At 42.1% G+C, this 24,449-nt stretch carries 19 protein-coding genes; 10 read left to right on the top strand and 9 right to left on the bottom strand.

Translation table 11 applies throughout. The features are described from left to right. The 5 genes from IQ263_RS28815 to IQ263_RS21865 all read left to right on the top strand — a co-directional run. A partial coding sequence (locus IQ263_RS28815) for a DUF268 domain-containing protein (RefSeq protein ID WP_228050254.1) occupies nt 1–983 on the top strand: 983 nt, incomplete at its 5' end. Nucleotides 984–1,366: 383 nt separating this feature from the next. Further along, the gene (locus IQ263_RS21880; RefSeq protein ID WP_194070239.1) at nt 1,367–2,650 is read left to right on the top strand and encodes an FkbM family methyltransferase; all 1,284 of its coding nucleotides are present in this window, start codon (nt 1,367–1,369) and stop codon (nt 2,648–2,650) included. Nucleotides 2,651–2,662: 12 nt separating this feature from the next. Continuing rightward, nucleotides 2,663–3,430, top strand: coding sequence for a glycosyltransferase family A protein (locus IQ263_RS21875; RefSeq protein ID WP_194070237.1), 768 nt, complete (start codon nt 2,663–2,665; stop codon nt 3,428–3,430). A 58-nt stretch (nt 3,431–3,488) separates the two neighbouring features. Then, complete coding sequence (locus IQ263_RS21870) at nt 3,489–3,821, top strand: glycosyltransferase (protein ID WP_194070235.1); 333 nt, start codon at nt 3,489–3,491, stop codon at nt 3,819–3,821. Between the two features lie 2 nt (nt 3,822–3,823). Next, entirely contained in the window at nt 3,824–4,420 is a 597-nt protein-coding gene (locus IQ263_RS21865) for a hypothetical protein (RefSeq protein ID WP_194070233.1), read from the top strand. On the opposite strand, the gene IQ263_RS21860 is transcribed toward IQ263_RS21865, so the two are convergent. Beyond that, nucleotides 4,413–4,601, bottom strand: coding sequence for a tetratricopeptide repeat protein (locus IQ263_RS21860; protein ID WP_445286316.1), 189 nt, complete (start codon nt 4,599–4,601; stop codon nt 4,413–4,415). The genes IQ263_RS21865 and IQ263_RS21860 overlap by 8 nt on opposite strands. 28 nt (nt 4,602–4,629) lie before the next feature. After that, the gene (locus tag IQ263_RS21855) at nt 4,630–6,219 is read right to left on the bottom strand and encodes a tetratricopeptide repeat protein (RefSeq protein ID WP_194070231.1); all 1,590 of its coding nucleotides are present in this window, start codon (nt 6,217–6,219) and stop codon (nt 4,630–4,632) included. A gap of 295 nt (nt 6,220–6,514) precedes the next feature. Between IQ263_RS21855 and IQ263_RS21850 the strand changes: the two genes are divergently transcribed. Both IQ263_RS21850 and IQ263_RS21845 read left to right on the top strand, forming a co-directional pair. Then, entirely contained in the window at nt 6,515–7,600 is a 1,086-nt protein-coding gene (locus tag IQ263_RS21850; protein ID WP_194070229.1) for a glycosyltransferase, read from the top strand. Between the two features lie 94 nt (nt 7,601–7,694). After that, nucleotides 7,695–9,731 (top strand): sulfotransferase, encoded by a 2,037-nt coding sequence (locus IQ263_RS21845; protein ID WP_194070227.1) that lies wholly within the window; start codon nt 7,695–7,697, stop codon nt 9,729–9,731. Between the two features lie 370 nt (nt 9,732–10,101). Here the strand turns inward: IQ263_RS21845 and IQ263_RS21840 are convergent, their stop codons facing one another. After that, nucleotides 10,102–10,257, bottom strand: a complete 156-nt coding sequence (locus IQ263_RS21840) for a DUF5678 domain-containing protein (protein WP_228050252.1) — start codon at nt 10,255–10,257, stop codon at nt 10,102–10,104. A 123-nt stretch (nt 10,258–10,380) separates the two neighbouring features. Here IQ263_RS21840 and IQ263_RS21835 point away from each other — a divergent pair, with 123 nt between their 5' ends. Continuing rightward, nucleotides 10,381–10,530 (top strand): hypothetical protein, encoded by a 150-nt coding sequence (locus IQ263_RS21835; protein WP_194070225.1) that lies wholly within the window; start codon nt 10,381–10,383, stop codon nt 10,528–10,530. A gap of 118 nt (nt 10,531–10,648) precedes the next feature. Here the strand turns inward: IQ263_RS21835 and IQ263_RS21830 are convergent, their stop codons facing one another. Further along, on the bottom strand, nt 10,649–11,260 hold the full coding sequence (locus IQ263_RS21830) for a DUF5678 domain-containing protein (RefSeq protein ID WP_194070223.1): 612 nt from the start codon (nt 11,258–11,260) through the stop codon (nt 10,649–10,651). A gap of 480 nt (nt 11,261–11,740) precedes the next feature. On the opposite strand from IQ263_RS21830, the gene IQ263_RS21825 reads away from it, so the two are divergent. Together IQ263_RS21825 and IQ263_RS21820 are read left to right on the top strand one after the other, a co-directional pair. Next, nucleotides 11,741–12,769: a class I SAM-dependent methyltransferase gene (locus IQ263_RS21825; protein ID WP_228050251.1), complete on the top strand. Its 1,029-nt coding sequence runs from the start codon at nt 11,741–11,743 to the stop codon at nt 12,767–12,769. Between the two features lie 68 nt (nt 12,770–12,837). After that, the gene (locus IQ263_RS21820) at nt 12,838–13,821 is read left to right on the top strand and encodes a methyltransferase domain-containing protein (protein WP_194070221.1); all 984 of its coding nucleotides are present in this window, start codon (nt 12,838–12,840) and stop codon (nt 13,819–13,821) included. A 130-nt stretch (nt 13,822–13,951) separates the two neighbouring features. Here the strand turns inward: IQ263_RS21820 and IQ263_RS28810 are convergent, their stop codons facing one another. The 5 genes from IQ263_RS28810 to nadD all read right to left on the bottom strand — a co-directional run bounded on the left by IQ263_RS28810 (nt 13,952) and on the right by nadD (nt 24,135). Beyond that, nucleotides 13,952–19,654 carry an FkbM family methyltransferase gene (locus tag IQ263_RS28810; RefSeq protein ID WP_228050250.1) on the bottom strand — a complete coding sequence of 1,901 codons (5,703 nt, stop codon included), beginning with the start codon at nt 19,652–19,654 and terminating at the stop codon, nt 13,952–13,954. 159 nt (nt 19,655–19,813) lie between these two features. Next, nucleotides 19,814–20,296 carry a retropepsin-like aspartic protease gene (locus IQ263_RS21800; protein WP_228050249.1) on the bottom strand — a complete coding sequence of 161 codons (483 nt, stop codon included), beginning with the start codon at nt 20,294–20,296 and terminating at the stop codon, nt 19,814–19,816. A gap of 150 nt (nt 20,297–20,446) precedes the next feature. Next, nucleotides 20,447–21,400, bottom strand: a complete 954-nt coding sequence (locus IQ263_RS21795; protein ID WP_194070219.1) for a GDP-mannose 4,6-dehydratase — start codon at nt 21,398–21,400, stop codon at nt 20,447–20,449. Between the two features lie 448 nt (nt 21,401–21,848). Next, a complete protein-coding gene (locus tag IQ263_RS21790; protein WP_194070217.1) occupies nt 21,849–22,868 on the bottom strand; it encodes a type I glyceraldehyde-3-phosphate dehydrogenase in 1,020 nt (339 codons plus the stop codon). Nucleotides 22,869–23,436: 568 nt separating this feature from the next. Next, nucleotides 23,437–24,135 carry a nicotinate (nicotinamide) nucleotide adenylyltransferase gene (gene nadD / locus IQ263_RS21785; RefSeq protein WP_194070215.1) on the bottom strand — a complete coding sequence of 233 codons (699 nt, stop codon included), beginning with the start codon at nt 24,133–24,135 and terminating at the stop codon, nt 23,437–23,439. Between the last annotated feature and the right edge of the window lie 314 nt (nt 24,136–24,449).

The raw sequence follows: 24,449 nt of genomic DNA, 5'->3' as shown, positions 1-24,449 counted from the left end.
TTTTATTATCTCAGGATTCACTAAATTGGGAATTATGTTACTCAAACGATAAAAATAACATCTTTGGTGGTACTGATGGAAAACCACTCACAGTAAATTTCCAGGAAAAAATAGCGCGGTTTGTGCGTCTACAACTGCGAGAAAATCAATATTTACACTTAGATGAAGTAGAAATTTATGCAATTCCTTGTACAGATAGTTTAGATGTAAAATCTAATGACGATCAAGCTAATCTGTCAGCAAACTTTTATCGTCAATCTTACTTACCTACGGCTTTACCACCTAAGAAAATTCCTGAAGAATTAGTTGCTGATTTTACTATTGGTAATAAAATTCCCGTGATTAATGCTTATTATAATAATACTTGTTCATCTCCTATCTATCTGAGTATGCAAGCTTATAATCAAGCATTTGAGCAATTATCAAAGTCTTCCTTTCAATATTATGGCGAGACTTTAGATTACTTATTAAATGCTTTAGATAAATATAGCATTCTTAATAAAACCGTTCTTATTTTCGGGTTGGTGGGCATTAATTGTGATGCTATATCTCTTTGGAAAGGTGCATCCCAAGTTTATGTTATTGATTATAATCTGCCTATTTCTGAACATCCTCAAGTACAAGTTTTTTCATATGAGGATTATATACGTCGGAATATTCAAGCAGACGTTGGCATTTCCATCTCATCTTTTGAACATGACGGTTTAGGACGTTATGGAGATCCAATCAATCCTAATGGTGACTTAGAAGCGATGAAACTGTCAAAAACATTAATTAAAAAAGATGGTCTGTTTTTCTTTTCTGTTCCAATTGGTAAAGATTGCCTGGTTTGGAATGCTCATAGAATTTATGGGAAAATCCGTTTACCTATGATGTTTGAAGGTTGGGAATTTCTGAACAGTTTCGGATTTTCCGATTCTTTGATTAACGATCAAGATTTAGGTAAATTTCAACAACCTGTTTTCGTTTTGAAAAACCTATAGTCATAGTTTAAAGAAATCTTGTTCTTCACGACAAGCAACTAATAGTTATTCAGGAAATTCTACTGTAACACTCATGTTTTAAACCCGAAAAAGGAGGACTTTGAGGGTCTTTAGATTCGGTTTCACTGAATAAAGCGTTCGGTTATCCGTACTTGACAAATGTTATCTTATGTTTGTTTATCGTATGGTGCGTCAGCGAAGCGCACCCTACGATTCAACCGCCTTTGTTTAAATCTTTGTTTCTTTGTTGATAACTTACTACCTGATACAATAAGCTGTTACGCATTTAAACCATTAACGATCCAGGTAAGGTGCGTCAGCTATAACACTGACTATACATGGGAAACGCTTATGTACTGACTCACCCTACTATCCTCCTTTAAATGCCCAACAGCTTAGACAATCAAGTCAATAGACCTCAAGCAACCCTCTCCATGAAACTGAACTTTCCCGACCTCTGCCAACAACACGCCATTACCCCACGCGGTATTATCTCCATAGGCGCTTACGATGGTAAAACCCTCAAACGCCTCAACCTCCCCAATACCGTTAAAATCCTAGTCATTGACGCCAACCAAAGTGCCGTTGAACGACTGCAAGAAAACTTTGCCGATCGCCCCAATACCCAAGTGGTTCAGGCTGCTATTGCCAACCATAACGACACCGTTACCCTGCACCTAACTTCCCTTCAGTCTAGCAGTTCTATTTTGCCCTGGAAACAGTACAGCGAAATTTACCCCAATATTAAAGAAATTCAACAACTCACCCTTTCCTCGCGCACTCTGGATACTCTCCTTGAAGAATTGAACCTCTCTCCTAGTGATTTTAATATTCTGATTCTCGATATCCAGGGGTCTGAACTTTTGGCCTTAGAAGGCGCTACCCAACTCCTCAACACCCTAGATGCCATTTACACCAACGTTTACTATCAAGAACTATTTAAAGGCGGGGCCTTAGCCGAACAAGTCGATCAGTTCCTCACCGACTACCAATTCCAGCGTGTAGCAGAGGAGACTCCCTACCATCCCGCTTGGGGAGAAGCGTTCTATGTCCGTCAGACTGTTAGAACTGAGGATGGGCTGCTTCCCGTTCAACCCCTATCCCCAACCTCTCAACTACTTCAGGAAACCCAACAGGAGTTAGAAACTTTACAGTTACAATACCAAGAAACTTTGGGAACGTTGGAACAAACCCAAGATCAACTGCAACAACAAGCAGAGAATTTAGCTGAGTTAGAATCTCAACGGGATCAAATATTAGCAGAATTAGAACAATCTCAAACCCAACAGGAACAACTCCAAACCCAACTTCAACAAACCCAAACCGACCTTAAACAATCTCAAACCCAACTTCAACAAACCCAACTTCAACAAACCCAAAAAGAATCTGATCAATCTCGTTCTGAACTCCATGAAGTTCGAGAAGAATTGGAACTAACCCAATTCCAACTGGATGAAGTACAAGTTGAGTTAGAACAATATGTTGCTAAGTTTCATCAACAGAAAGAAGAAATCACCAAACTCCAAACGGAACTGGAACAAACTAAAACCCAATTAACTCAAGTTCAACCCCAACCTGAACTCACCGTTAGCACAAAATCTAAATCAGATAATGCAGCGATAGTCAAACTATTGGCAAAAGTTCTAGCAGAAACCCTAGAAGATTAGTGAGCATAGATTATGACAGCTAGCCCTTTATCAATTCTTCCTAATCTTCAACCCACATTAAACCTCACAATTTTTGCAGTTCCTAAACCCTTTCTAGGTCAGATTGGTATTATTCAACGCAATGCCATTCAAAGTTGGTTACACTTGCAACCCCAACCGGAAATTATCTTATTGGGAAATGATGAGGGAACAAGAGAAACTGCCAGAGAGTTTGGTTTACGCCACATTCCCAACATCCAACTCAATACTCACGGAACTCCCCTGTTAAATGATATTTTTTTCCAAGCTTCCCAACAAGCGAAATACCCGATATTAACCTATGTTAATTCGGATATTATCTTAACCAGTGACTTCCTGCCAACGGTTCAACAAGTTATCACCCAGTACCAGCAATTTTTAATCATAGGAAGACGTTGGAATCAGGATCTCACTGAACCCTTAAACTTTCATCATTCCCATTGGGAACAAAATTTACGCGATCGTGTTCATCAAGCAGGAACTTTCAGTGGCGTTGGAGCCTTAGATTATTTCGTTTTCCCCAAACCTCTATTTTCCCAACTACCAAAATTTGCCGTTGGACGCGCAGGCTGGGATAACTGGATTGTAGGAGAAGCCATCAAACAGAAGCTTCCGGTCATCAATGCCAGTCAATTAATTAATTACCGCGATTCATCAAAACCACGATTACAACCATTTACCAGGACATCGTTTAGAAGCATTTCAAGGAACCGAAGCACAACAGAATCAAACCTTTCTCCAAGGTCATTTTGCGGGCAATAGTGCCAATGCGACTGTTTACTTAACTCCCTTCTCTCCCAACCACACCCCTAGAGTTAGCGTGATTATCCCCACCACCAATGTAGAGAAGCAAGATTTTGCATCTCTCCCTCTGCGTCAAAGCATTGACAGTGTTTACCAACAAACCCTGACTGACTTTGAAATTATCGTCGTTGATGATAGTTTTACGCAAGAAATGCGATCGCGACTCAAAGCAGACTATCCCTCAATCCGCTACATCCATCAACCCTCTCAAGGGATTGTCGCCGCCTGTAATCGCGGTTTGGACATCGCCCAAGGGGAATTTGTGACTTTTTTGAATACCTCGGAGGTATTTTTGCCCGAAAAACTCGCCCAACAAGTCGCTTGCTTTGAACAGAAAGCAGTTCTTTAGAAATGGTTCTCAGTGCTTGGCAAACCCCTTCCGGCGATAGGGGGGATGCCATTAATATTGCAGCCTTTAATTCCGTTTTACAAGGACGGGAAGGGTTACATGGGGTTCATGCCTGGATGTTACCAACACTGTGGCAATTCATCCTAACTAGCCCGATTCTATTGAGGCGCAGTTGGTTACAGCGTTATGGTGGCTTTAACCCCCAACTCTCTCAAAAAGCTGCTACCCTTGACCTGCTACTGAATTTATCCTCAAGGGGGGCGGCCGCGGTTTGTTTAGAACAGCCAACAGTTTGCTGTCGAGAACCCCAACCCTATACTCCTGAAACCATCGTTCAAATGGCGCAAAAGTCCGAACAACTTCTGCAAAACTATTTTTCACGCCCCACCGTTAAACCTTGGATGCGTCCCTTGGAGTCCCAGGCCTATACTCAAACATTCCTATGGCTAGTACGTTTGATGTCAGATATCGGCAATGAACAGCAGAAAGCAAAATTCCTAGACCGTTATCATTCTTATCTGAAAAGGAGTTTATCAATCGACACCAATGATTTAGATTCGATATCAAAGTCTAGGTTGGGGTCTGCTAATCTCAAATAGCTTGCTCAAGTTCTAACAACGCTTCTCCTAAATTCCGATAGAACCATAAATGAATCGGTTCGCTTTGCAATTCCATCCCTTTGCGGTAACAATCAATGGCTTCTTTTAAACAGCCTTGACGATGCAATTCTTGTCCCAGCTCCTGATAAATCTCAGGAGCATTAGGATTGTTTTTCAATATCTCTTGATAGTGAGAGAGAGGCTCTAAATTAACTCCCTTTTTTTTTTGAATTTACACGACCCATCCCTTCATAAGCCAAATCAAAGTCCGGTTTGAGGGTAATTGCTTTTTGGAAATAAGCTATTGCCTCTGGATAATTTCCTTTCTGTTCTAATGCTTCTCCCCAATGTAAATTAATATCGGGAGAATCTGGATAAATCTCACAAGCGCGGCGATAACAACTAATCGCTTCATCCCACTTTTGAAGCATAGCAAAAGTATGACCTAAAACGTGATAAGCAACGGCCGAACCTGGGTTGAGAATATAAGCTCGACGTAAAGCAACAATAGCATTTTCAATTGCGCCTTGTTGTCGCAGGGTTTGTCCTAAGTTTTGATAGGACTCAAAGGAATCAGGATTAAAATCTTGACTGCGACGGTAGGAGGCTATCGCCTCTTCAAATTGGCGTTGTTTGCCTAAAATTTGTTCTAAGCGATTTTCAATGGAACGCGGATTGGCTGGATTTAATTCTAAGGCTTGGCGATAGGCAGCGATCGCTTCTTCCCATTGATAAAATTGTGCTAACGCCTGGCCCAATTCATCATATAACTCAGCCGAACTTGGGTTCAAAGCGCAAGCTTGATGATATGCACTAATTGCTTCTTCCAAGTTATGAGTTTGCACCAGTGCTTGAGCTAAACCCCATTGATGCTGACTATAATTAGGAGCCAGTTCAACGGCTCGACGATAAACCCTAACCGCTTCTTCCCATTCATTTTGTGCAGCTAAAGCTTTTCCTAATGGGTCATAAGCCTCTGCTAAATTAGGATTAAGTTCACAAGCTCGAGCTAATGCTGTTACAGATTTTTTCCATTCCTGCTGGTGCATTAATGCCGTCCCCAAATTATAGTAAGCAGTTGCAGAGTTAGGATTCACCTGACAACACCGACGAGAGAGACTAATAATTTCCTCCCATTGTTCCTGCTCTTGTAATAATTTTCGTGATTTTTCGTAAGCTTCTATTAAATTAGGATTGAGTTGACAAGCACGACGATAATGTTTGACTGCTTCATCAGTTTGACCGCACTGTTCTTGAACTCTTGCTAATGAGAAATAACATTCTGACCAATAAGGATTAATGTCTAAGGCTTGATGGTAAGCCGCGATCGCCTCTTGCCCTTGGTTCTGTTGCGCGAGAGCCAGTCCTAGATTATAATAGGTTTCGGCATCCTTGGGTTTAAGCTCTAATGCCTTGTAAAACGAAGAAATCGCTTCTACAATATTGCCTTGCTGGGTGAGAGCAATCCCCAAATTCGTGTAAAATTCATAAAAGTTCGGCTCTAAGGCAATGGCTTGTTGAAAGCAACTGATCGCTTGGCTCAAGTGTCCGGCTTGCAGTTCCACAGTACCTAAGCGGTCATAGAACCAAGGGGAATTAGCGTTGAGTTCAACAGCTTTCTGATAAGCTGAGATCGCGTCCTCAAAACTTCCCTGTTGACTGAGAGCTTCCCCCAAGTTATAATAAAGCCAGGGGGATGATGGGTTTTCTTGTATCCCCTGCTCATAGCTGAGAATTGCCTTTTCCAACTGACTTGTCCGTAAGTGTTGATTTGCTGTCTCAAAATGGCTAATACTCATATCACAACTCTCAATTATTTCTAGGATTCAATTCTATCATGTCTGGTAGCATTGAGTGTCAACAACTTATCACAACTTCTTTGAGCAGTTATCTGATTCCATCTGCCTTGAATAGCAGTTAAATCTTACCAGCAAGAAGGATGCCAGCAGACACAATAAGATTATATTGGTTATGGACACTTGAGGGAATCTGCAAACAGTCACTCAACCTTTAGAGATTGATAGGCCAGTCAATACCTGATTGTTCCCGTCCATTTTTCCCCCTTCTCTACCCGTTATTAATAACTTTATATATATGCCATTGCCTTCGGAATTGCCAGAAATAAAAAACAAACTAGAGCGATCGCAGTCGTGGCTACAGCAAATTCAAAGCGAGATGGCATCTTGGGAATCGCTAACAACTCTACCACCCTCATCCCCCTTAGCGGAGCCCTCTCGTCAGTCGATGTTATTTTACCGAGATTATGGAGGTTTTACAGGTGGACACTTAAAGGTTTGGGACTATTTTAATCATGTCAAATTTTCCCATCGTTATTCTCCATTTATTTATTTCACACCTCAAAGCAGTTGGGACCAAAACAATCCTTGGTTAAATTCTGATAAAACTTTCCTCTTATCTGACCCCCTAGTAAATCCCGATCTAATTTTCATGGAAGGATTAGATTGGCATTTCCTTGATGAACACTATAAAAATAATTCACAGATTCCGATTATTAATTTAATTCAGCACGTCAGACACGCCTATCCTGATAATTCTCGTTATTCCTTTCTCAAGTATAAAGCGATTCGGATTTGTGTCAGTCCTGAAATCAAAACTTATTTAGAAGAAACTCATCAAGTCAACGGAGAACTATTCGTTATTCCTTGTGGATTGGATCTGAGTGAACTACCCCAACCTTTAGATTGGGAACAAAAAGGTTGTGATATTTTAATTTGCGCGTTAAAAGAACCTATTTTAGGACAACAGTTAAAAAAAGAATTAGAAAAAACCGAAAAGAAAGTGGAACTTCTCACAGCACAACTTTCCAGAGCAGAATATTTACAAAAGCTAAATAGTGCAAAGATGACGGTATTTCTTCCTAATCAACAAGAAGGAGAGGGGTTTTATCTTCCGGCTTTAGAAGGGATGGCGCTAGGAACACTGGTGATCTGTCCCGACTGTATTGGCAATCGATCTTTTTGCCTTTCATGGTATAATTGTATCCGTCCAGAGTATCGGGTAGAAAGTTTATTGAATGCAATCCAACAAGCATTACAATATCCTCGAAGTAAAATTCGGGAAATTTCAACCCAAGCGAAACAAACTGCCAATGAGCATAGTCTTCTCAAAGAGCGTGAGGCTTTTTTAGAAATTCTAGAGAATATTCGAGAAATTTGGTAATATTGTCTTACCTAAATTATTTAGAGTTTTGATTTACTGTCATCTAAAAATAGAACTCCATAAACGTTTACCTGAAGAAAACCCTTCTAAAATCATGCAAAAATCCAACACAGAACAAACCGTTTTCATTATCACCGGAATGCACCGTTCAGGAACATCCTTAACCGCATCTATTTTGCAGAGTGCCGGTATTCACATTGGTCGAAATTTATTAGGTGCCGATCAGGTCAATATTAAAGGGCATTGGGAAAATATTGACTTCTATGAGTTTCATATGAATATTCTTAATTCACAAGGACTCAGTAGTGCGGGCTGGACATTACAGGACAATTTGGAAATTAAGGAAGAATTTATTGATCGAGCTAAACAAATTATAGAAAATAATGCTTTAAGTTCTGTTTGGGGATGGAAAGAACCTCGAACCACTCTCTTTTTAGACTTTTGGGCAAAACTGTTACCAGAAGCCAGGTTTTTATTAATTTATCGCTCTCCTTGGGAAGTGGCGGACTCTCTATATCGGCGAAAAGATGAACTTTTTCAAAGTCAACCAGAATTAGCCATTAAATATTGGCAGCATTACAACCAAAAAATTCTTAATTTTTATAACCAGGAACAAAATCGTTGTCTGCTTGCAAATGTCAAAACGATTATTCAATACCAAGCCGCCTATATTGATACGATAAATCACAAGTTCAACGTTGATTTAAGTCATCCTGCTCCTACAGCTTACGATCCATCGATGTTGAAAACAGAGGTTTCATCCAATAGTCAGCAACCAACTGTAATTGATTATTATTTTCCGGAAACTATTGAACTGTATCAGGAACTAGAAGGCAGAGCATGGCATCCTGAACAAACGCCCGATTTTTCTTGGCAAGAATTATTAAAACCGTCTCTCTATCGAACTTGGGCTTTTCAAGATTGGGCGAATTTGCGTCGATTAGAACAGGATAATAAATCCTTGAAAACTCTATTGCACGCACAAGAACCGGAATTGCAAGAATCTCAGTCTCGTCAAACTGAATTAGAACAGACCAAAGCCCAACTCAAAACAGCAGAAAATCTCCTCGAACAATCTCAATTTCAGTTACATGAAACAGAAAGCGTTTTAGAGAAATCTCAAACTCAGTTACAACAAACCGAGTCCGTTTTACAACAATCTCATGCTCAACTTAATCACACTCGCAAGGAATTAGAACAGACCACAACTCAACTTGGTCAAGCTCAATTTGATGTTATGCGTTATCAATCGCAGTTACATCAAACTCAAGAAGAATTAGAATACTATGAACTGCACCGCCAAGCTTGGGAGGAATCGCAATCTAAACTTTATCAAGCCGAGGTAGCTTTAAGTCAATTGATGAATCAGTTACAGAAAACCGAAAAAAGTGAAGAGCGTTTACATATTCAACTACATCAAACTCAAGAAGAATTAGAATACTATGAACTGCACCGCCAAGCTTGGGAGGAATCGCAATCTAAACTTTATGAAGCCGAGGTAGCTTTAAGTCAGTTGATGGATCAGTTACAGCAAGCAGAAAAACGAGAAGAACGAATCAACCTTCAACGGCATCAAACTTTAGAAGAGTTAGAACAAACCGCAACTAAACTTAAACAAGAGCAAGATAATTTTCAACTGGTAAATCACAAATTTATACAACTAAAAATAGAGCTAGAAGGAGATATCAAACAAAAAGAAGCACAAATTCATCAATGGCAAACAGAATTCAAACAATCGCAATCTCAACTCCACGAACTACAACAGGAATTAGCCCAAGCTAAAACCTATATTGAGCAAATCACACAACGGCACAAGCTAGAACAAATCGTAGCTGAATCTCCCGACAAACAAAGCGAACTGGATTACAATCTGTTAGTTTGGGATGCCTGGAATGCTTACTGCAATGGTCAACTGCCGGTAATGAAGCAGCACCTTCAAAACGCCTTAAAATTAACTAAAACCTCAGCAAGCGAAACAATTATGAATTGGTTAGAGAGTTTTTCTAAATTTTCCGTTGCCCAAGGGTTGGAACTAGATTCCGAAAGTTTAACTAATTCCCTGGAATGGCAACAGTTAATGCGCCAAGTTATGGTAAAAAAAATGACGCAATTGCCTATGATAAAACATTGACTAGAAACCGCATAAACATTTATCCAAAGCTATTGGATAATGAACCTCTAGCCGTGAGTGAAGGGTTCTCCTGAGTTTTAGGTGATTGCTCATAAAAATACAACTTCCCGTGGTAGGGACAGGAAAGCCTGCGTAAGGGAGACCCTCACACTACCGTTTCTACCACAAATCCAGGAGAGCCAATCAAACTAAGTTCTGCACCTGAATCAACCAGAATTTTCACGGCTACAGTATGCTGAAATTTCAATAACAACTGGTATTTAGGTTGTCAATTGTAAGATTTTCATGTTTTCATTTTCAATGGATAAAATCTGACTATATCGACAAAATCGCTTTCAAATATCTGTTAAATTACATCATCTAAACATGATCAACTCGGATCGATCGCATCCTTCATCTTTCGATAATAGCGATCGTGACTAATCACCCCTTTGTTAGTATAAGCTATCCACTCACCCCGATATTTTTTTAACTCCGGTCGATGAGCTTTATACCAATCATTGGCTGTAGGATACTCTGGTTCCATAATTAAACCACTTTTTTGTGATTTATAAAATCATCTGTGCTTGAGTGGATAATAACTCTCACAAACAATAAATCATAATTTACGCCAGTCGCGATCGGGCTTTTGTATCCCATTCTACTACATATGGTTAGTTTTGCCCGATCGCCCCCACTAAACCCAAGCCCTCGTCTTTTCAACCTGATCGGATTTCAGCCCTCTGAGGATGTTCCCGCACGCACCAGACAAGAAGACGATCGCACTCAGGCGATCGACTTTCCCCGCGCGATCGGGTAAACTAGAAAGGTCGATCGCGCTCTACCCGCGTGCCATTGACTCAAAGCCCAACTTCTGCATCAGAGTGAAGCACTGGACTCGGCACATACAAAATTAACTTAAACTCGATCGCCCTAGTTCACTCCGATCGCCGCTTAAAAATAATTGTCTCCTCAGCTTGCTTAAATTCGATATCAAACAAATCAAAAACCACTTCCCTCCCTAAAAGAATCTCCTCACAAAAATCAGTTTGTGCCCAAGCTACAGGAGCCGTAAAAATATGACCATCCAACTCCATTTCAATATCTCGTAACAGATATTCAATACTGCCGCCAACTCCCTCAGCTTTACTGATAATCTCTCCAGTAGTTCTACTCAAACCCAAATCTTCACCAAGCTGCTTAGTGATTAAGCTAAGTTCAGCTCCAGAATCCACCAGCATTTCGACTCTTGCAGAGTTTTGAGCTGTTAAATGCAGTTCATATCTTGGCTGCCAATCATGAGCCTTTAAGGCCCTCATTCTAACAGGATAAAACCTGACTGGTTCAACAAACTCGCTTTCATATATACGACCGATTACATAACTTAAATTAGGCACATCAGCCGGAATCGCATCCTTCATCTTTCGATAATCGCGATCGTGACTAATCACCCCTTTGTTAGTATAAGCTATCCACTCACCCCGATATTTTTTTAACTCCGGTCGATGAGCTTTATACCAATCATTGGCTGTAGGATACTCTGGTTCCATAATTAAATCACTTTCTTGTATTTTAGAAAATCATCTATTGTTGGGTTAATGATATCTGTCGCTACAAAATTTTATCAAACATAATTTACTTTTGTCGCGATCGGGCTTTTGTATCCCATTCTACTACATAGGGTAAGTTCTGCCCGATCGCCCCAATGAACTCCAAATGAACTCAAGCGGTTGCCTTCCCAAGGATATCAGACTTCAGCCATCTGAGGATGTTCCCGCAAAACCATGTATTATATATGGTCTATCGCCCCCCAGCCCCCAAGCCATCCAATATACCATAAATATTATCCCAAAAATAAATGAATAAGATCGCACTCAATCGATCGACCAACACGCGCGATCGGGTAAACTAGAAAGGTCGATCACATCCCCGTGCCATTGACTCAGGGCATAACTAATGTTGACCTCACTCTCACTGAGGATGACCCATTACTAAACTAACGATAAAAAAAATAGTTACGGATAGACGCTATGACAATCGAGCAAGACGATAATTTAATCTTGGCGATCGACGACCATTCGTGGTCTGATGACTGCGGACTCAGAATCCAAGGATGGATTGTGAGCAAGCAAGAAGGAATGCTAGATGAAGTAGCAGTGTGCGTGGGAAATACTTGCGTGCCAATTACTACATGGTATCCCCGCCCTGATGTGGCTGCAGCGTTTCCCCAATACTACAGTGATAACTGTGGTTTTGTTGTCAACCTGGATTATACCGACAAAGGTCGAGTCATCTTTGAGGCTAAAATTCAAGGAAAAATATTGACTAAAAGCGTAGCCATAGGTGAAACAATAGAGGCTCCTCATAGAACTATTGTTACCGAAGAAAATGAGGTGTCCAAGCAATATCTTAAGCTGGATCTAGGCTGTGGCTCAAACAAACAACCAGGAACCTTGGGGTTAGATATCATCAACCAACCAGGAGTTGACTATGTAATAGATTTGCAGAATGAGAATTTGCCATTTCCCAACCGGAGCGTTGATTATGTTTACTCTGCTCATTTCTTGGAACATCTGACTCCACCTGCACCCATACCTATATTCCAAGAAATTAACCGTGTTTGTACTGACGGAGCGCATTTAGAGTTTTGGACACCCTTCATGTGGCACAACTCAGGATTTATTTTCGGGCATACGCAATACTATAATGAAGATCACTATATGCACCTGTGCGTATGGTTCTCCGAATTTTGGGAAAAAGGTATTGGGGCTAGATGGCTTCTCAAGGAGTTCGTCTACGTTGTAGATCCAGAAGTTTTAACAGAACTGTACAAGAACAAAGTTCAACTTGAATTTGCTATCAAGTATTATAAAGGTGTGGTAAAAGAATTTGGAGTTATAATCGAAGTTCGTCACGACTATAAAGGACAGACTATATATCCTAAACGTACCTTTACTACAGAGCGGCATAAAGAACGATACCTGCTAAACTCTTTTTCCAAAACGATTGATAAAAACGAGTTGCAGCAAGCAATCAATTGGTTTTCAGGAGCTGAATAGAAAAGCTTTGGCAGATGAAAAAATGTCGCTCATCTAAGATAACAATTTGAATACTTGGAGGTATGTAAGTGGCAATAGAACAAGATGAGAACTTAATCTGGTGCATTGACGAATCTTGGTCAGACGACTGGGCAATAGGAATTCGGGGTTGGATACTTGGCAAACAAGGAATTTTAGAAAAAGTTGAAATTTGCGCCAATGATACCTGCGTTCCAATTACTTGTTGGTATCCCCGGCCTGATGTAGCAAATGTGTTTCCCCAATACTACAGCGATCAATGCGGATTTGTTGTCCAGTTGAATCGCACAGCCGAACACAGCATCACCTTTAACGCTCACGCTCAAGGGAAAACAGCCAGCAAAAGCATAACTTTTATTGGCTCGAAACCGCAGGAACCCGATCAAAACATTTTTCCAGATGGCGCTAACATTTATGGGGAGTTTGTAAACACAGTTAATCAGAATAACCTCAGAGTTTTAGAAATTGGTTCGCGAGTTGTATCTCCGGGAAATAAAGGTCAGAGACCTTTTTTTTCTGGGGCATCTTCCTATACCGGTTTTGACTATTATTCCGACGAAAACACAGATGTAGTAGGAGATGCTCACAAGCTCTCTCAATATTTTAGCAATCAGCGGTTTGATGCCGTTTTTTCTATATCCGTGTTTGAACACTTAGCAATGCCTTGGGTAGCAGCAATGGAAATCAATAGGGTACTAGAAATAGGAGGAATAACATTTCACCACACTCATTTTGCATGGCTGCCGCACGAAAGACCTTGGGACTTCTGGCGCTTTTCTGATGATGGTCTCAAGGTCTTATTTTCGCCAGCGTTGGGATTTGAAGTTATGAAAGTAGCTTTCATAGAACCAATGCGATTGCACTTTGATACTTTAAGGCAAGGTAACGAACAGTTCCCCCTTCAGCCTGTATTTGGCGGCGTTGCCATCCTTGCCAAAAAGGTAGCCGAAGTTAATGGCGATAAATTTAAGTGGGATTTAACGCTAGAAGATTTGCTGACATCAGAAAGCCATTATCCAAAACCCAACTCTTAATTTAAGTGCTAGCTAAAATTCTATTGTTTGCGAATACATCAGCTAATTGGGGGTTAATTTAAGATAGGGTTGGCTGGAGTTCAATAGAGATGTTTAATGATTGTTTGAGCGAGTATGATCGCTCTTACTCTCACATCGCCACCAGTCCGTCTAACTTGTCATGAGCCTCAGAAAAATTTTGGTTTAAATAAACCGCCCTGCGGTAACACACGATCGCCCGCTCCTGTTTCCCTTGCTCTAACAGAGTATTGCCAAGGTTAAAGTATTCCTCTGCCGTTGTTTTGGGTTCCAAAATCACGGCTGCATAACAACACTCGACAGCTTCATCTGGCTTGCCAATTTGCGAAAAAACCTTAGCCAAGTTCCGGTAAACACCAGCAAAATTCGGTTGAATCGCGATCGCTTTTTGGTAAGCTGCGATCGCCTCTTGCCATTGTTTCTGCTGTGCGTGAATAGTCCCCAGGTTTGCCAAAGCTTGAGCAAAATCAGGTTGAATTTCCAGAGCGCGAATATACCAATTCCTTGCCTCATCCAGTTTACCCTGAGCTTGCAAAACATTCCCCAAAGTCTTGTAAGCCGGAACAAACTTGGGGTTAATCTTTAAGACTTGCTCGCAAACGGAGATCGCATCTTCTAACTTTCCTTGAGCTAAATACAACTCTGCCAGTTGAGTTAACGGAGCCGCAGCACTCTCCATTTGTTGCAGTTGAGCCTGAGCTTCGATGAGCTGAGACTTAGTTTGTGCGAGTTCTTCCTGAGTTTTTTGGTATTGAACCTGCCGGAGTTCAAGCTCTTCTTTAATTGGTTGTAGTTCCTCTTGAACTTGTTGCAGTTTAGTTGTAAATTGCTCAAATCCCCCTGGATTTTGTTCCAGTTTTGTTTGAAATTGCGCCAATTCTTCGCGAGCCTCCTCTAACTGAGGATCGAACTGTTCGCCTTCTGCTGTTTTGACCAAAATTCCTGCATCTAGCTCTTCAATTTTTTCGTAAGTGAATTGCCAAATTTCCGTGTTTAGCCAATAAAAACCATTAGCAAACAGCATAGAACTCGCAGATGCTGTTTTACTCCTGATCTCTTCTGCTTGAGTGGGTTTTGGCCCATGAAAATGGATAATTTTTGCTTCATAGCTAAAATCCCAGTAGGATTTCCAATTTAGCTGGATATCCAATCTATCCCACTTATCTTTGAAAAATAAGTTATAGGCTCCTTGGTCATAAGCTAGCTGTAATATCTGATCCAAGTTTTTGTCAATAAAATCATCAAATTCTTTCTGTATCTTTTGAAGATTTTTGACATTCATGTACAGCACACCACTATTCAAGTGTTCCCAGTTGTTGGGATCGTGTTCGGGCGTTGCCGCAAAATATTCACAGGTTATACCCTGCAAATAGTCAACCACATCATCAAAAAACATGACATCGCAGTCAGTATAGAAAACATACTCATCCGGTATTTCATAAATTTCTACAATTTTGGGAATTTCAATTCTCAAAAATGCACCGAAAGCTACGGTCGAATATAAGGGATGTTGAGTTTGTAGTTTTTCATAGTGAGGTGTTCTGTGGTAGATAATCTTAACACCATTTTTTTGCAACCAATCTGTCAATTCATTATCTTCGCCGTCATAAATGCAATATGGTTCTAGCGATGTATTTTGCAGAGCAGTATAAACTGCTACTTTAATCATTTGCGAATAAATATCAAAACCAGGACTCGCTTCATTAATTGCAAAAAACCATTTCATCCGGTACTTTTGTTTCTGATTGCCGAGAGGGAAATGATATACAACTTCCTGCAATCGAACCAGTCCTAACTTGACGCGAGTTTCGTCGGCTAAAACTGCTTGGATGAGCACCTCAGATTCCGGCTGCTTTCCTGCAATATCCAGCTTAGCTTTGTAAGCGCTACGTGCTGCTAGCGGTACTCCGGGAAAAGCACTGGCTACATCCGATCGATACCCGCCAACGGGGGTTGTACAGACAGTTTCGCCATTATAAATAAACTCAACTGCCACAGCTCGATCGCTCTTGCCCAACACCCAACCAGACATCAAAATTTCACTGTTATCTACTTTACCGATCGCAGGCGAATCTATATTAAATGCCTGCAGCCATTCCAAAGCTTCAGGGTAAGCCGGTGCAACATCCACAACAGCCGCAATTTTCAGTCGCAGGGGATTTGATTCCTTTTCTAAAGATTGATTAGTTGTCACTAAACCGTACCCACTTTCATCTTCTTCCCAAGTTCCAGAGCCGTGCCAGTATAGCGGTTCGCTATCCCACGGATCGAAAGGAATTAATGTTTTCGACGGCAAGTGAGGGCGGAAGAAAAATTTACACCGTTCATTTAGCATTGATGCTGCAACAGAAAAGGTACTGTTTGAAATAGCCAAAACATCGCACTGGCTCAATATATAAAAGTCTGGATAGAAAGGAGCCTCTGGCATTTCTACACCCAAATCTTTGACAGTTACCGGGTGATAATCTGCAAAATCATCTACAACCTCTTCAAGTTCATCGCTGGCAATAAACAGTACCGGCTCTTCCAAAGTTTCCCACAACCCCTGCAACCATTTTTTGTAGCAACTATTGGGAGCAATAAACATAAATTCGGCATAAGGCCCCCAGTAATCGCCACGCCGCAAATGCAAGCCAACAATAGTTTTTCCGCGTTGTCGGAGGCTGCTGACTGCTGCTGCTACCTTCGCTTCTACTTCTGGCATTGGTTGGAAGAGCGATCGAAATAACTCTTTGTGCTGCGCGTAATATTTAGTGGGTATCTGATAAGTTGGTCCGCCAAATTCTACATTTCTAAAAGGTGCTTCTGCATTAATAATGCCCAATCCCGAATCGTGAACAACAGGCAAGCTTTTAGAAATAGGTGGCTCACTGTGTCCGAACAAATATTGTCCGATCCATGCTGATGTCTCCACCCGAACATTTTGCTGTTGTTCGTGAATTTTCAGCATCGCATACAAAAATATTTGATTGCCAAACCGCGCCCTACTAAGGATAGACATAGTAACGAGCGGCTTTTTCACATAGAAACCATCGCCCCAAGATGGGTGAGGAGTTGTGGTAGCTACCCGCTCAAAACCATGCCTGTCTAAAAACTCATCTAAATCGTGAACGATCGCGCAACCTTCATAGAGTTCTTCGTAATTAACTTCTGTATTAATCGCATCTACATATTGCAGCCAATTGGTTGCTCCTTGCAAAGCCAAAAGTTCCGCACCTTGAATATCGATGTTTAAGATATTAAAGTCAGCCGGGTTTAATTCCAATTCTTGCAGCAGCGTATCCAGAGTTTTTGAAGGCACAGTTACTTGATGTGTTTCCACGATATCGGGATAGATATCCTGATGATGCTTCAGTGGCAAAATTGAACTGCTTTGATCGTAGGAAGTAACGTGCAAATTAATAGTACCATTGCGATCGCTAATCGCGCAATTCACAGCTTGCGCGTTCGGGTATCCCGCTAAATTAGCTTGCAAGCGTTCAAATACAGCAGGATTAGCTTCTACAAACAGTATTTTTTGCGCTCCCATTGCTTGGTAATATCCGATTTCAGACCCTTCGTGGGCACCGACGTGAATAATTCCTTTGGGAGTGACAGAATGCTGAGCACAAAGTTGCGGTACGTCTAAAAGTCTAGGAGGTTCTCCCAACACATTAGCTCGGAAGCGCTCGTTGACTGCTAAGAAGTTGCTCCCTTCAAAAACTTCATATTCTGGCTGAAAATTAGGTCTGTATTCTAAGCCCTGTGGCAAAATCTTAAAAATCGAGTACCGATACTTTTGCAGATACTCACACACTTCTTTTAAAGTGATATTTGCCTCGCGATAAGTTGTACCGTATTCAAATTGAATGTAATCGATTTTGCCATATTTCAGTAACTCGCTTGCACCATACAATACATCTAATTCTGAGCCTTCAACATCAATTTTTAGAAAATTAATCCGCTTGATACCCAAACGCTGACAGTAACGATCAACAGTTGTAGTGAAAACAGTACACCCTTGGGGAGGTTGAATCCAACCTTGACTCTCAATCCAACAACTACGATCAAATGTACCCAAGGTGGAATGGTCGTCGTACTGATAAAAAGTCTTAATTTCTTCTCGACTGCCAGCAGCCATATTTTGGGCTAGGATTTTTACATTATTTTCTCCCCTTAAGCTGTCTAGCAAATTTTTATGGACGTGAGCCAAAGGTTCAAAAATGTGCATTTCTGCTACATCTTCGTGTCTTGTCAAAACCTCTTTCGCCCATTCACCGATATTAGCCCCCAAATCTAAAATGATATCCCCTGCTTTAATGTATTGGGCAACTACTTGGCTTTCTCCAGGCAACAGGTGAGAACTCGTTGAACTAATATGGTCTTCAATCCAGTACGGTATAATAATCGGTTGCGGCTCTACTATTTTTGGCTGTGCCTCTACTGCTTGCATACTCTCTATTCCAGTCCTTAAAGAAATAGGACGTTGAGTAATATTTCCGTACCAATTATCTTTACCTTCACCGCACATATACTGCCAATCTGCCTCAGCAATCAGATGAGCAAAAGGAGTGATGCTGTCTGCCAATATTAACGACCAATTATTACTTCTTGAAAATCTCACCAAATAAGATTCAATGCCTTGTCTGTGGCAATAATAAGTATTCGGGAGCGTCAACATTTTAGAACCCGTCGCTAACTGCCGGAAACCAAAGGTGTGAGTGTCTAACGCACCAGAAGACTCAGAATAACCTCCCCCTCTCACCCAGCTTTCTTTGGTAAACAGATAGTTGCCACTCGCTCCCGGCACATCGTGCCGAGAGAAAAAGTCCGCTAAAGTAATTTGGTCTTGATAAATCCATTTATTAATAATATTTTGCTTGCGTCCTTCAAAGAAATGAATTTCTTGGAAGGCAGCGACATCTGCACCGGAATTAACCAAAAATTCTTTTAATTTTTGGATGCTTCCTGGAACTAAAATATTATCTGAATCTAAGCAGAACAGCAAAGGATGGCTGGCATTTTGGACAGCGGTATTTCTCGCTGCTCCGCCCCCTGTGTTAGTTTCGTGGCGGAAAATATTGATAAATGGATACTTGATTTTGAGGCATTCCAGTATACCTGTTGTATTATCCGCAGAGCAGTCATTAACAATAATTAACTCATCCCCTTGTTCAAAATTTCCATTTAAAATCGAGTCAACCGACTCTTCGATAGTCTGTTCGCAGTTATAAGCAGGGATAAAAAAGCTAATATTCGTGGGTTGCTTTTCTACCCACCAAACTCCCTCGCCCTCAAGGTGAACTTGCCAGTCTAACCTTCTGAAAAACTCATCAATAGCTTGTTTTACGCCCGGAAAAGCAAGGTGTCCATAATCATGACCGCTAATCAAACCCCCTACTCTAATTTTGCTATACCAAGTGCAGAGGTCTTGCCAAACCCCTTGGTAGGAATGCTCTGCATCTATGTAGACAAAATCAAGCAAGCCATCAATTTGCCCAATAGCCTGCTGTGAATTTGAACGAATCAGCCTAAATCTATCTCCGAAGACAGCGAGGCGATTTTTCGTTGTTTCACAGAGTATGTCAAAATCTGCCTGCGGGAGGTTCATGGGGTCGTCGTAAGAGTCACTGTGTTGATAGCTGTCAATCCCGTACAGTAGTTCAAGATTTGTATTGCTGAGTATAGCTTCTGAATGACCTCCAAACGCCACACCGATTTCTGCACCTACTTTTAAATTGAATTTCTGTATCAGCTCTGGTATAAATTTGTAGGCAGGCTTCCAACTTTCTTCGTGAATTGACTTTTTTAGTTCAACTAATTCGCTTGTTTGCATTTTACTGATATTCCTCTTGTAGTTGTTGTTATAAATTGATAATCGCGCAAAGGATTCCTATATGCTTCCCAATAGTTAAATACATTCCTCAGTCTACAGAATACCACCACAGGCAAACAAATTGTAGCTTTCTTGTCCAGCCACTTTTCAATTCGATGACTACGGCCTACGCCACTTAAAAACAATCATTTCCTCAGCCTGTTTAAATTCTATATCAAACAAATCAAAAACTACCTCCCTCCCTAAAAGAATCTCGTCACAAAAATCAGTTTGCGCCCAAGCCACAGGCGCAGTAAAAGTATGACCATCCAGCTCTATTTCAATATCTCGCAACAGATATTCAATACTGCCGCGAACTCCCTCTGCTTTACTGATACTCTCTCCAGCAGTTCTACTACAACCCAAATCCTCACCAAGCTGCTTAGTGATTAAGCTGAGTTCAGCTCCAGAATCCACCAGCATTTCGACTCTTGCCGAGTTCTGAACTTTTAAATGCAGTTCATATCTTGGCGGCCAATCGTGAGATTTTAATGCCCTCATTTTGACAAGATAAAACCTAACTGGTTCCACAAATTCACTTTCAAATATACGATCGAGCAAATAACCCAATTTAGGTGTATCAGCCGGAATCCCGTCCTTCATCTTTCGATAATCCCGATCGCAACTAATCACCCCTCGGTTAGTATAAGCTATCCACTGACCCGATATTTCTTCAACTCTCGGCGATTAGCCTTATACCACTCCTTAGCTGTCGTATATTCTGCCTCCATATTTTCACCTGATAATTTCCCCTCAAATCTGCCTCGCTTCCACCATCATCCGCACCACATCAGGCATCTTATACTTCGCCTCCCATCCCAACTTTTGCTTCGCCTTACCCGGATTTCCCCTCCCAACAGCAATCTCCGTCGGTCTGTAGAGACTCGCATCAGTTACCAAATGTTCCTGCCAATCCAAACCTGCCGCCACAAACGCTGTCTGCACGAACTCCTCCAAAGGATAACTCGCACCGGTAGCAATTACATAATCGTCCGGTTCATCCTGCTGCAACATCAAATACATCGCCTCCACATATTCCGGGGCCCAGCCCCAATCCCGCTGCACCGAAATATTACCCAAATGCAGTTTTTCCGAACTGCCCGCAGCAATTCGGCACACCACAGATACAATCTTTTGGGTAACGAACCTCTCCGGCCGCAGCGGGGACTCGTGATTGAACAAAATACCAGAACACGCAAACAAATTGTACGCTTCCCGATAATTCGCTACTTCCCAAAATGCCGCTGCTTTCGCCACCGCGTAGGGACTTCGGGGGCGAAAGGGCGTATTTTCATCCGCTGCAATGCCTCCGGTATCCCCAAAACATTCACTGGAACTGGCATTGTAAAGTTTAATTTTTCCGCCTGTAAACCGGATTGCTTCTAACAGATTTAACGTGCCTGTAGCAATGCTTTCGAGAGTTTCTACGGGTTGCTCAAAAGACAGACCGACGGAACTTTGACCTGCTAGATTGTACACTTCGTCGGGCCCAATTTTTGCTAGGACTTGCAAGACACTGCGAAAATCGTTGAGAGACATGGATTCTAGTTTTACTCTGTCTCGGATTCCTAAACTGGCAAGGTTTCGGAAACTCGACATTTGGGCATCCCTAGAGGTGCCACAAACTTCATAACCTTTCTCCAAAAGCAGTTTCGCTAAATAAGCTCCATCTTGACCGGATATACCACAAATTAACGCTTTTTTCATATAAATTATTTAACTTGATGATTCGGCGGTTGAAACCGCTCCTAAACAAACGAAGTCTGCCTCCGCAGACTAAGAGTTCAAGACAGTTAAGTCATTTCCAGGCAGAGTTCATTGGTGACAACTTAAGCTGACTGTCCGCCACTCCGTAGTCCGCCAGGGAATGAATTCCCTGTCTAGTCTAATAGCTAAAGTCCTCGCTATGAGGACTAATGAGTTTAAAAGTCTTCTTCTGAGTCCTTTTAAGAAGACTAATACAGCAGATTGCAGGTTTATGAGGTACGTTCAATATCCCCGTAGGGACACGGCATTGCCGTGTCCCTACCTCTGCTATGTACCTCACATACCCGAAAAGTAAGTTTAAAAGTCTTCTTCTGAGTCCTCTTAAGAGACTTTAGCCTTGAGGCAGGGGTTGAAACCCCTGCCCGACTGCCGGAAAGAAGTCAGGATTCTAGCCTTCCCAACGTTCGGCGACCAATTCAGCCAAGTCAACAACCCGCTGACTGTAGCCCCACTCATTGTCGTACCAAGACAACACCTTCACCATGTCGCCGTCCATCACCAGCGTCAAACTGGAATCTAGGATTGAAGAAGCATCATTTCCGCGATAGTCGCAAGAAACCAAAGGCAAATCGTTGTATTCCAAAATCCCCTTCATCGAGCCTTCGGCTGCTTCTTTGAAAACTTGATTTACCTGCTCGGTAAAAGTCTTTTTCTCTACCTGAGCCACAAAATCAACTACCGACACGTTGGGAGTCGGCACCCGCATGGCGATGCCATTTAACTTACCCTTCAACTCTGGAATCACCAAAGCCACAGCTTGAGCAGCTCCGGTAGAAGTCGGCACAATATTCATCGCTGCCGCCCGCGCCCGCCGCAAGTCGCGGTGGCTGGCATCCAACAAGCGCTGGTCGCCAGTATAGCTGTGGGTAGTGGTCATCATGCCTTTGATGATGCCAAAATTATCGTTAAGCACTTTCAGTACGGGAGCTAGACAGTTAGTGGTACAGCTAGCATTGCTGATGACAGTGTAGTCATTGTGCTTGTAGTTGTGGTGGTTGACTCCCATCACATAAGTCCCTACTTCTGGCCCTTTACCCGGAGCAGTAATCAGCACTTTTTTTGCGCCGGCCGTGATATGCTTCGATGCACCAGCTTGGTCAACGAAGACACCGGTTGCTTCAATAATCAGATCAATACCCCAATCTTTCCAAGGCAGGTTGAGCGGATTGCGATCGCTCACGCATTTAACTGTCTTGCCATTGAGAATAATCGAATTTTCATCCGTACTGATGTCCACACCCTTCAACGTTCCCATCATGGAATCGTATCTCAGCAAGTGGGCATTAGTTTTGGGATCGGAAGTGTCATTAATTGCTACCAGCTCAAGCTGGCTATTTTCTCTGCCCAGCCAGCAGCGCGCAAAACTGCGCCCAATACGTCCAAAACCATTGATCGCGACTCTAATCACCTTATTACCTCCTAACGATTGCAGCCCTTAGCTCAGGCTTAAATTTTTTCAAAATTTAAGAATTGACTTTTGACATCCTCACCGGGTTCTCATCCACGGTGATTCCCAAACCTCACGATTTGAGTTTCTGCTTCATCACAACTGCCTCCACCCACAAGGAGTTTTCTGGTCTTATGTTCGCTCCACAGACTAACCCCGCTAGCAAGAGCGGTTTTTATGCGTCGAATACCTAAAAGGAATTCTTATCTGTTGTTTTGATTCCAGGGATGTTTACCATTGCCCTATCCTCTTTTCCCGGTCTACCGATTTGTCTGCGCCGCCAGTTGCACTGGACTTCGCTAGTTAGGCTGTCTGAATCCATCGTCGCGGGTGGGTCATTGACCACACTATAGTTTAATATAAAGCCGTCCTAAAACGACGGGGTTTCCACCCACCTTTCTGATGACACCAGATCATATCGCAAAGCTCGATCCTTTCTAACTCTTTTTGTGTTTATCAAAAAAACCCGAACTTTTCTAGAAGGCAGAAATGGGAAAAAAGCTGAAGGGAGAGGGCTTTCTACCCCTGGTTACTGGTAAAGGTTCTGAGTCGCAATATAAGTCCGTACAGCTTCCGGGACTAAGTAACTGAGATCGCGATTTTCGGCACCCAAGCGGCGGATGTGGCTCGACGAAATCTCGATCGCACGCATGGAAAGCACCTCCCAGCGAATTTCCACATTCACCAGAGCCATCTGTTGAGCAACTTTACAGCAAACAGCTTTTGTCCGATCCTGCATTTTGTCATCCGCATCAATGGCTGCATCCCACAAACTATCCCCCCGCTCAAAGGAGCAAATTTCCCCGCTTTTTTCTCGATCCCGATTTTTCTGACGCGGGGCCACCAACCAGTCGCACAACCCGCCAATTTCGCTGCACCGGTGCCATTTGGGGAGAGTTTGGAGCGCGTCGCTACCAATAATCCAGTACCACCGATCGCCCGGATAGATTTTTTGCAAATATAACAAAGTGTCAATAGCAGAAGTTCCAGAGGGATTGGTATCCACTGGTAAAAGTCCAAAATCCGACCGCCGGGCAGTTGCCAGAGCCACCATTTCCCGCCGTTGGTCAAAACTTGCCAAAACACTGTGCGACTTGTGACGAGGGGTGCGATCGATGGCCCAAATGACTCGATCGATCCCAAATTGACTCACCGCCGTCTGGGCGATCGACAAATGCCCGCAATGAACCGGGTCAAAAGTCCCCCCCAAAATAGCTACTTTTTCCATATTTCCCAAAAATTAGGATTAATACAGACTTTACCGAAATTTTATTTTTGTAGGCTTTGACCAGTTATATAGTCCGATCGCGAATTAGTTCGTAGTGCGGACTTAAGTTTGATCCCAGACACCAGCATTACTTTTGTCTGTAAACAAAGTGAGAAATCTACTATAGCTCAGTCTGGGCAACATCATGTCAGATTGAGTTTTGCCAAAAGGGTATAGCAGTTATCAAAAAAGTGAGGAGAGCCTCATGCCCTATGCCCTATGCCCTATGCCCTATGCCCTATGCCCTATGCCCTATGCCCTATGCCCCTGTCTCT

This window comes from Tychonema sp. LEGE 06208, from assembly GCF_015207505.1.
In the GTDB taxonomy this organism is placed as follows: Bacteria; Cyanobacteriota; Cyanobacteriia; order Cyanobacteriales; family Microcoleaceae; genus Microcoleus.
Note: the sequence above shows the minus strand (reverse complement) of the source record. Positions and strands in the feature narration are given on the sequence as shown.

Excerpts from the sequence above, each read along its gene's own strand:
- IQ263_RS21865 (WP_194070233.1), top strand. The coding sequence starts at position 3,824 with ATGGTTCTCAGTGCTTGGCAAACCCCTTCCGGCGATAGGGGGGATGCC.
- IQ263_RS21840 (WP_228050252.1), bottom strand. The coding sequence starts at position 10,257 with ATGGAACCAGAGTATCCTACAGCCAATGATTGGTATAAAGCTCATCGA.
- IQ263_RS21850 (WP_194070229.1), top strand. The coding sequence starts at position 6,515 with ATGCCATTGCCTTCGGAATTGCCAGAAATAAAAAACAAACTAGAGCGA.
- IQ263_RS21875 (WP_194070237.1), top strand. The coding sequence starts at position 2,663 with ATGACAGCTAGCCCTTTATCAATTCTTCCTAATCTTCAACCCACATTA.
- IQ263_RS21795 (WP_194070219.1), bottom strand. The coding sequence starts at position 21,400 with ATGAAAAAAGCGTTAATTTGTGGTATATCCGGTCAAGATGGAGCTTAT.
- IQ263_RS21830 (WP_194070223.1), bottom strand. The coding sequence starts at position 11,260 with ATGGAACCAGAGTATCCTACAGCCAATGATTGGTATAAAGCTCATCGA.
- IQ263_RS21825 (WP_228050251.1), top strand. The coding sequence starts at position 11,741 with ATGACAATCGAGCAAGACGATAATTTAATCTTGGCGATCGACGACCAT.
- IQ263_RS21835 (WP_194070225.1), top strand. The coding sequence starts at position 10,381 with ATGGTTAGTTTTGCCCGATCGCCCCCACTAAACCCAAGCCCTCGTCTT.
- IQ263_RS21800 (WP_228050249.1), bottom strand. The coding sequence starts at position 20,296 with ATGAAGGACGGGATTCCGGCTGATACACCTAAATTGGGTTATTTGCTC.
- nadD (WP_194070215.1), bottom strand. The coding sequence starts at position 24,135 with ATGGAAAAAGTAGCTATTTTGGGGGGGACTTTTGACCCGGTTCATTGC.
- IQ263_RS21880 (WP_194070239.1), top strand. The coding sequence starts at position 1,367 with ATGCCCAACAGCTTAGACAATCAAGTCAATAGACCTCAAGCAACCCTC.
- IQ263_RS21845 (WP_194070227.1), top strand. The coding sequence starts at position 7,695 with ATGCAAAAATCCAACACAGAACAAACCGTTTTCATTATCACCGGAATG.
- IQ263_RS21855 (WP_194070231.1), bottom strand. The coding sequence starts at position 6,219 with ATGAGTATTAGCCATTTTGAGACAGCAAATCAACACTTACGGACAAGT.
- IQ263_RS28810 (WP_228050250.1), bottom strand. The coding sequence starts at position 19,654 with ATGCAAACAAGCGAATTAGTTGAACTAAAAAAGTCAATTCACGAAGAA.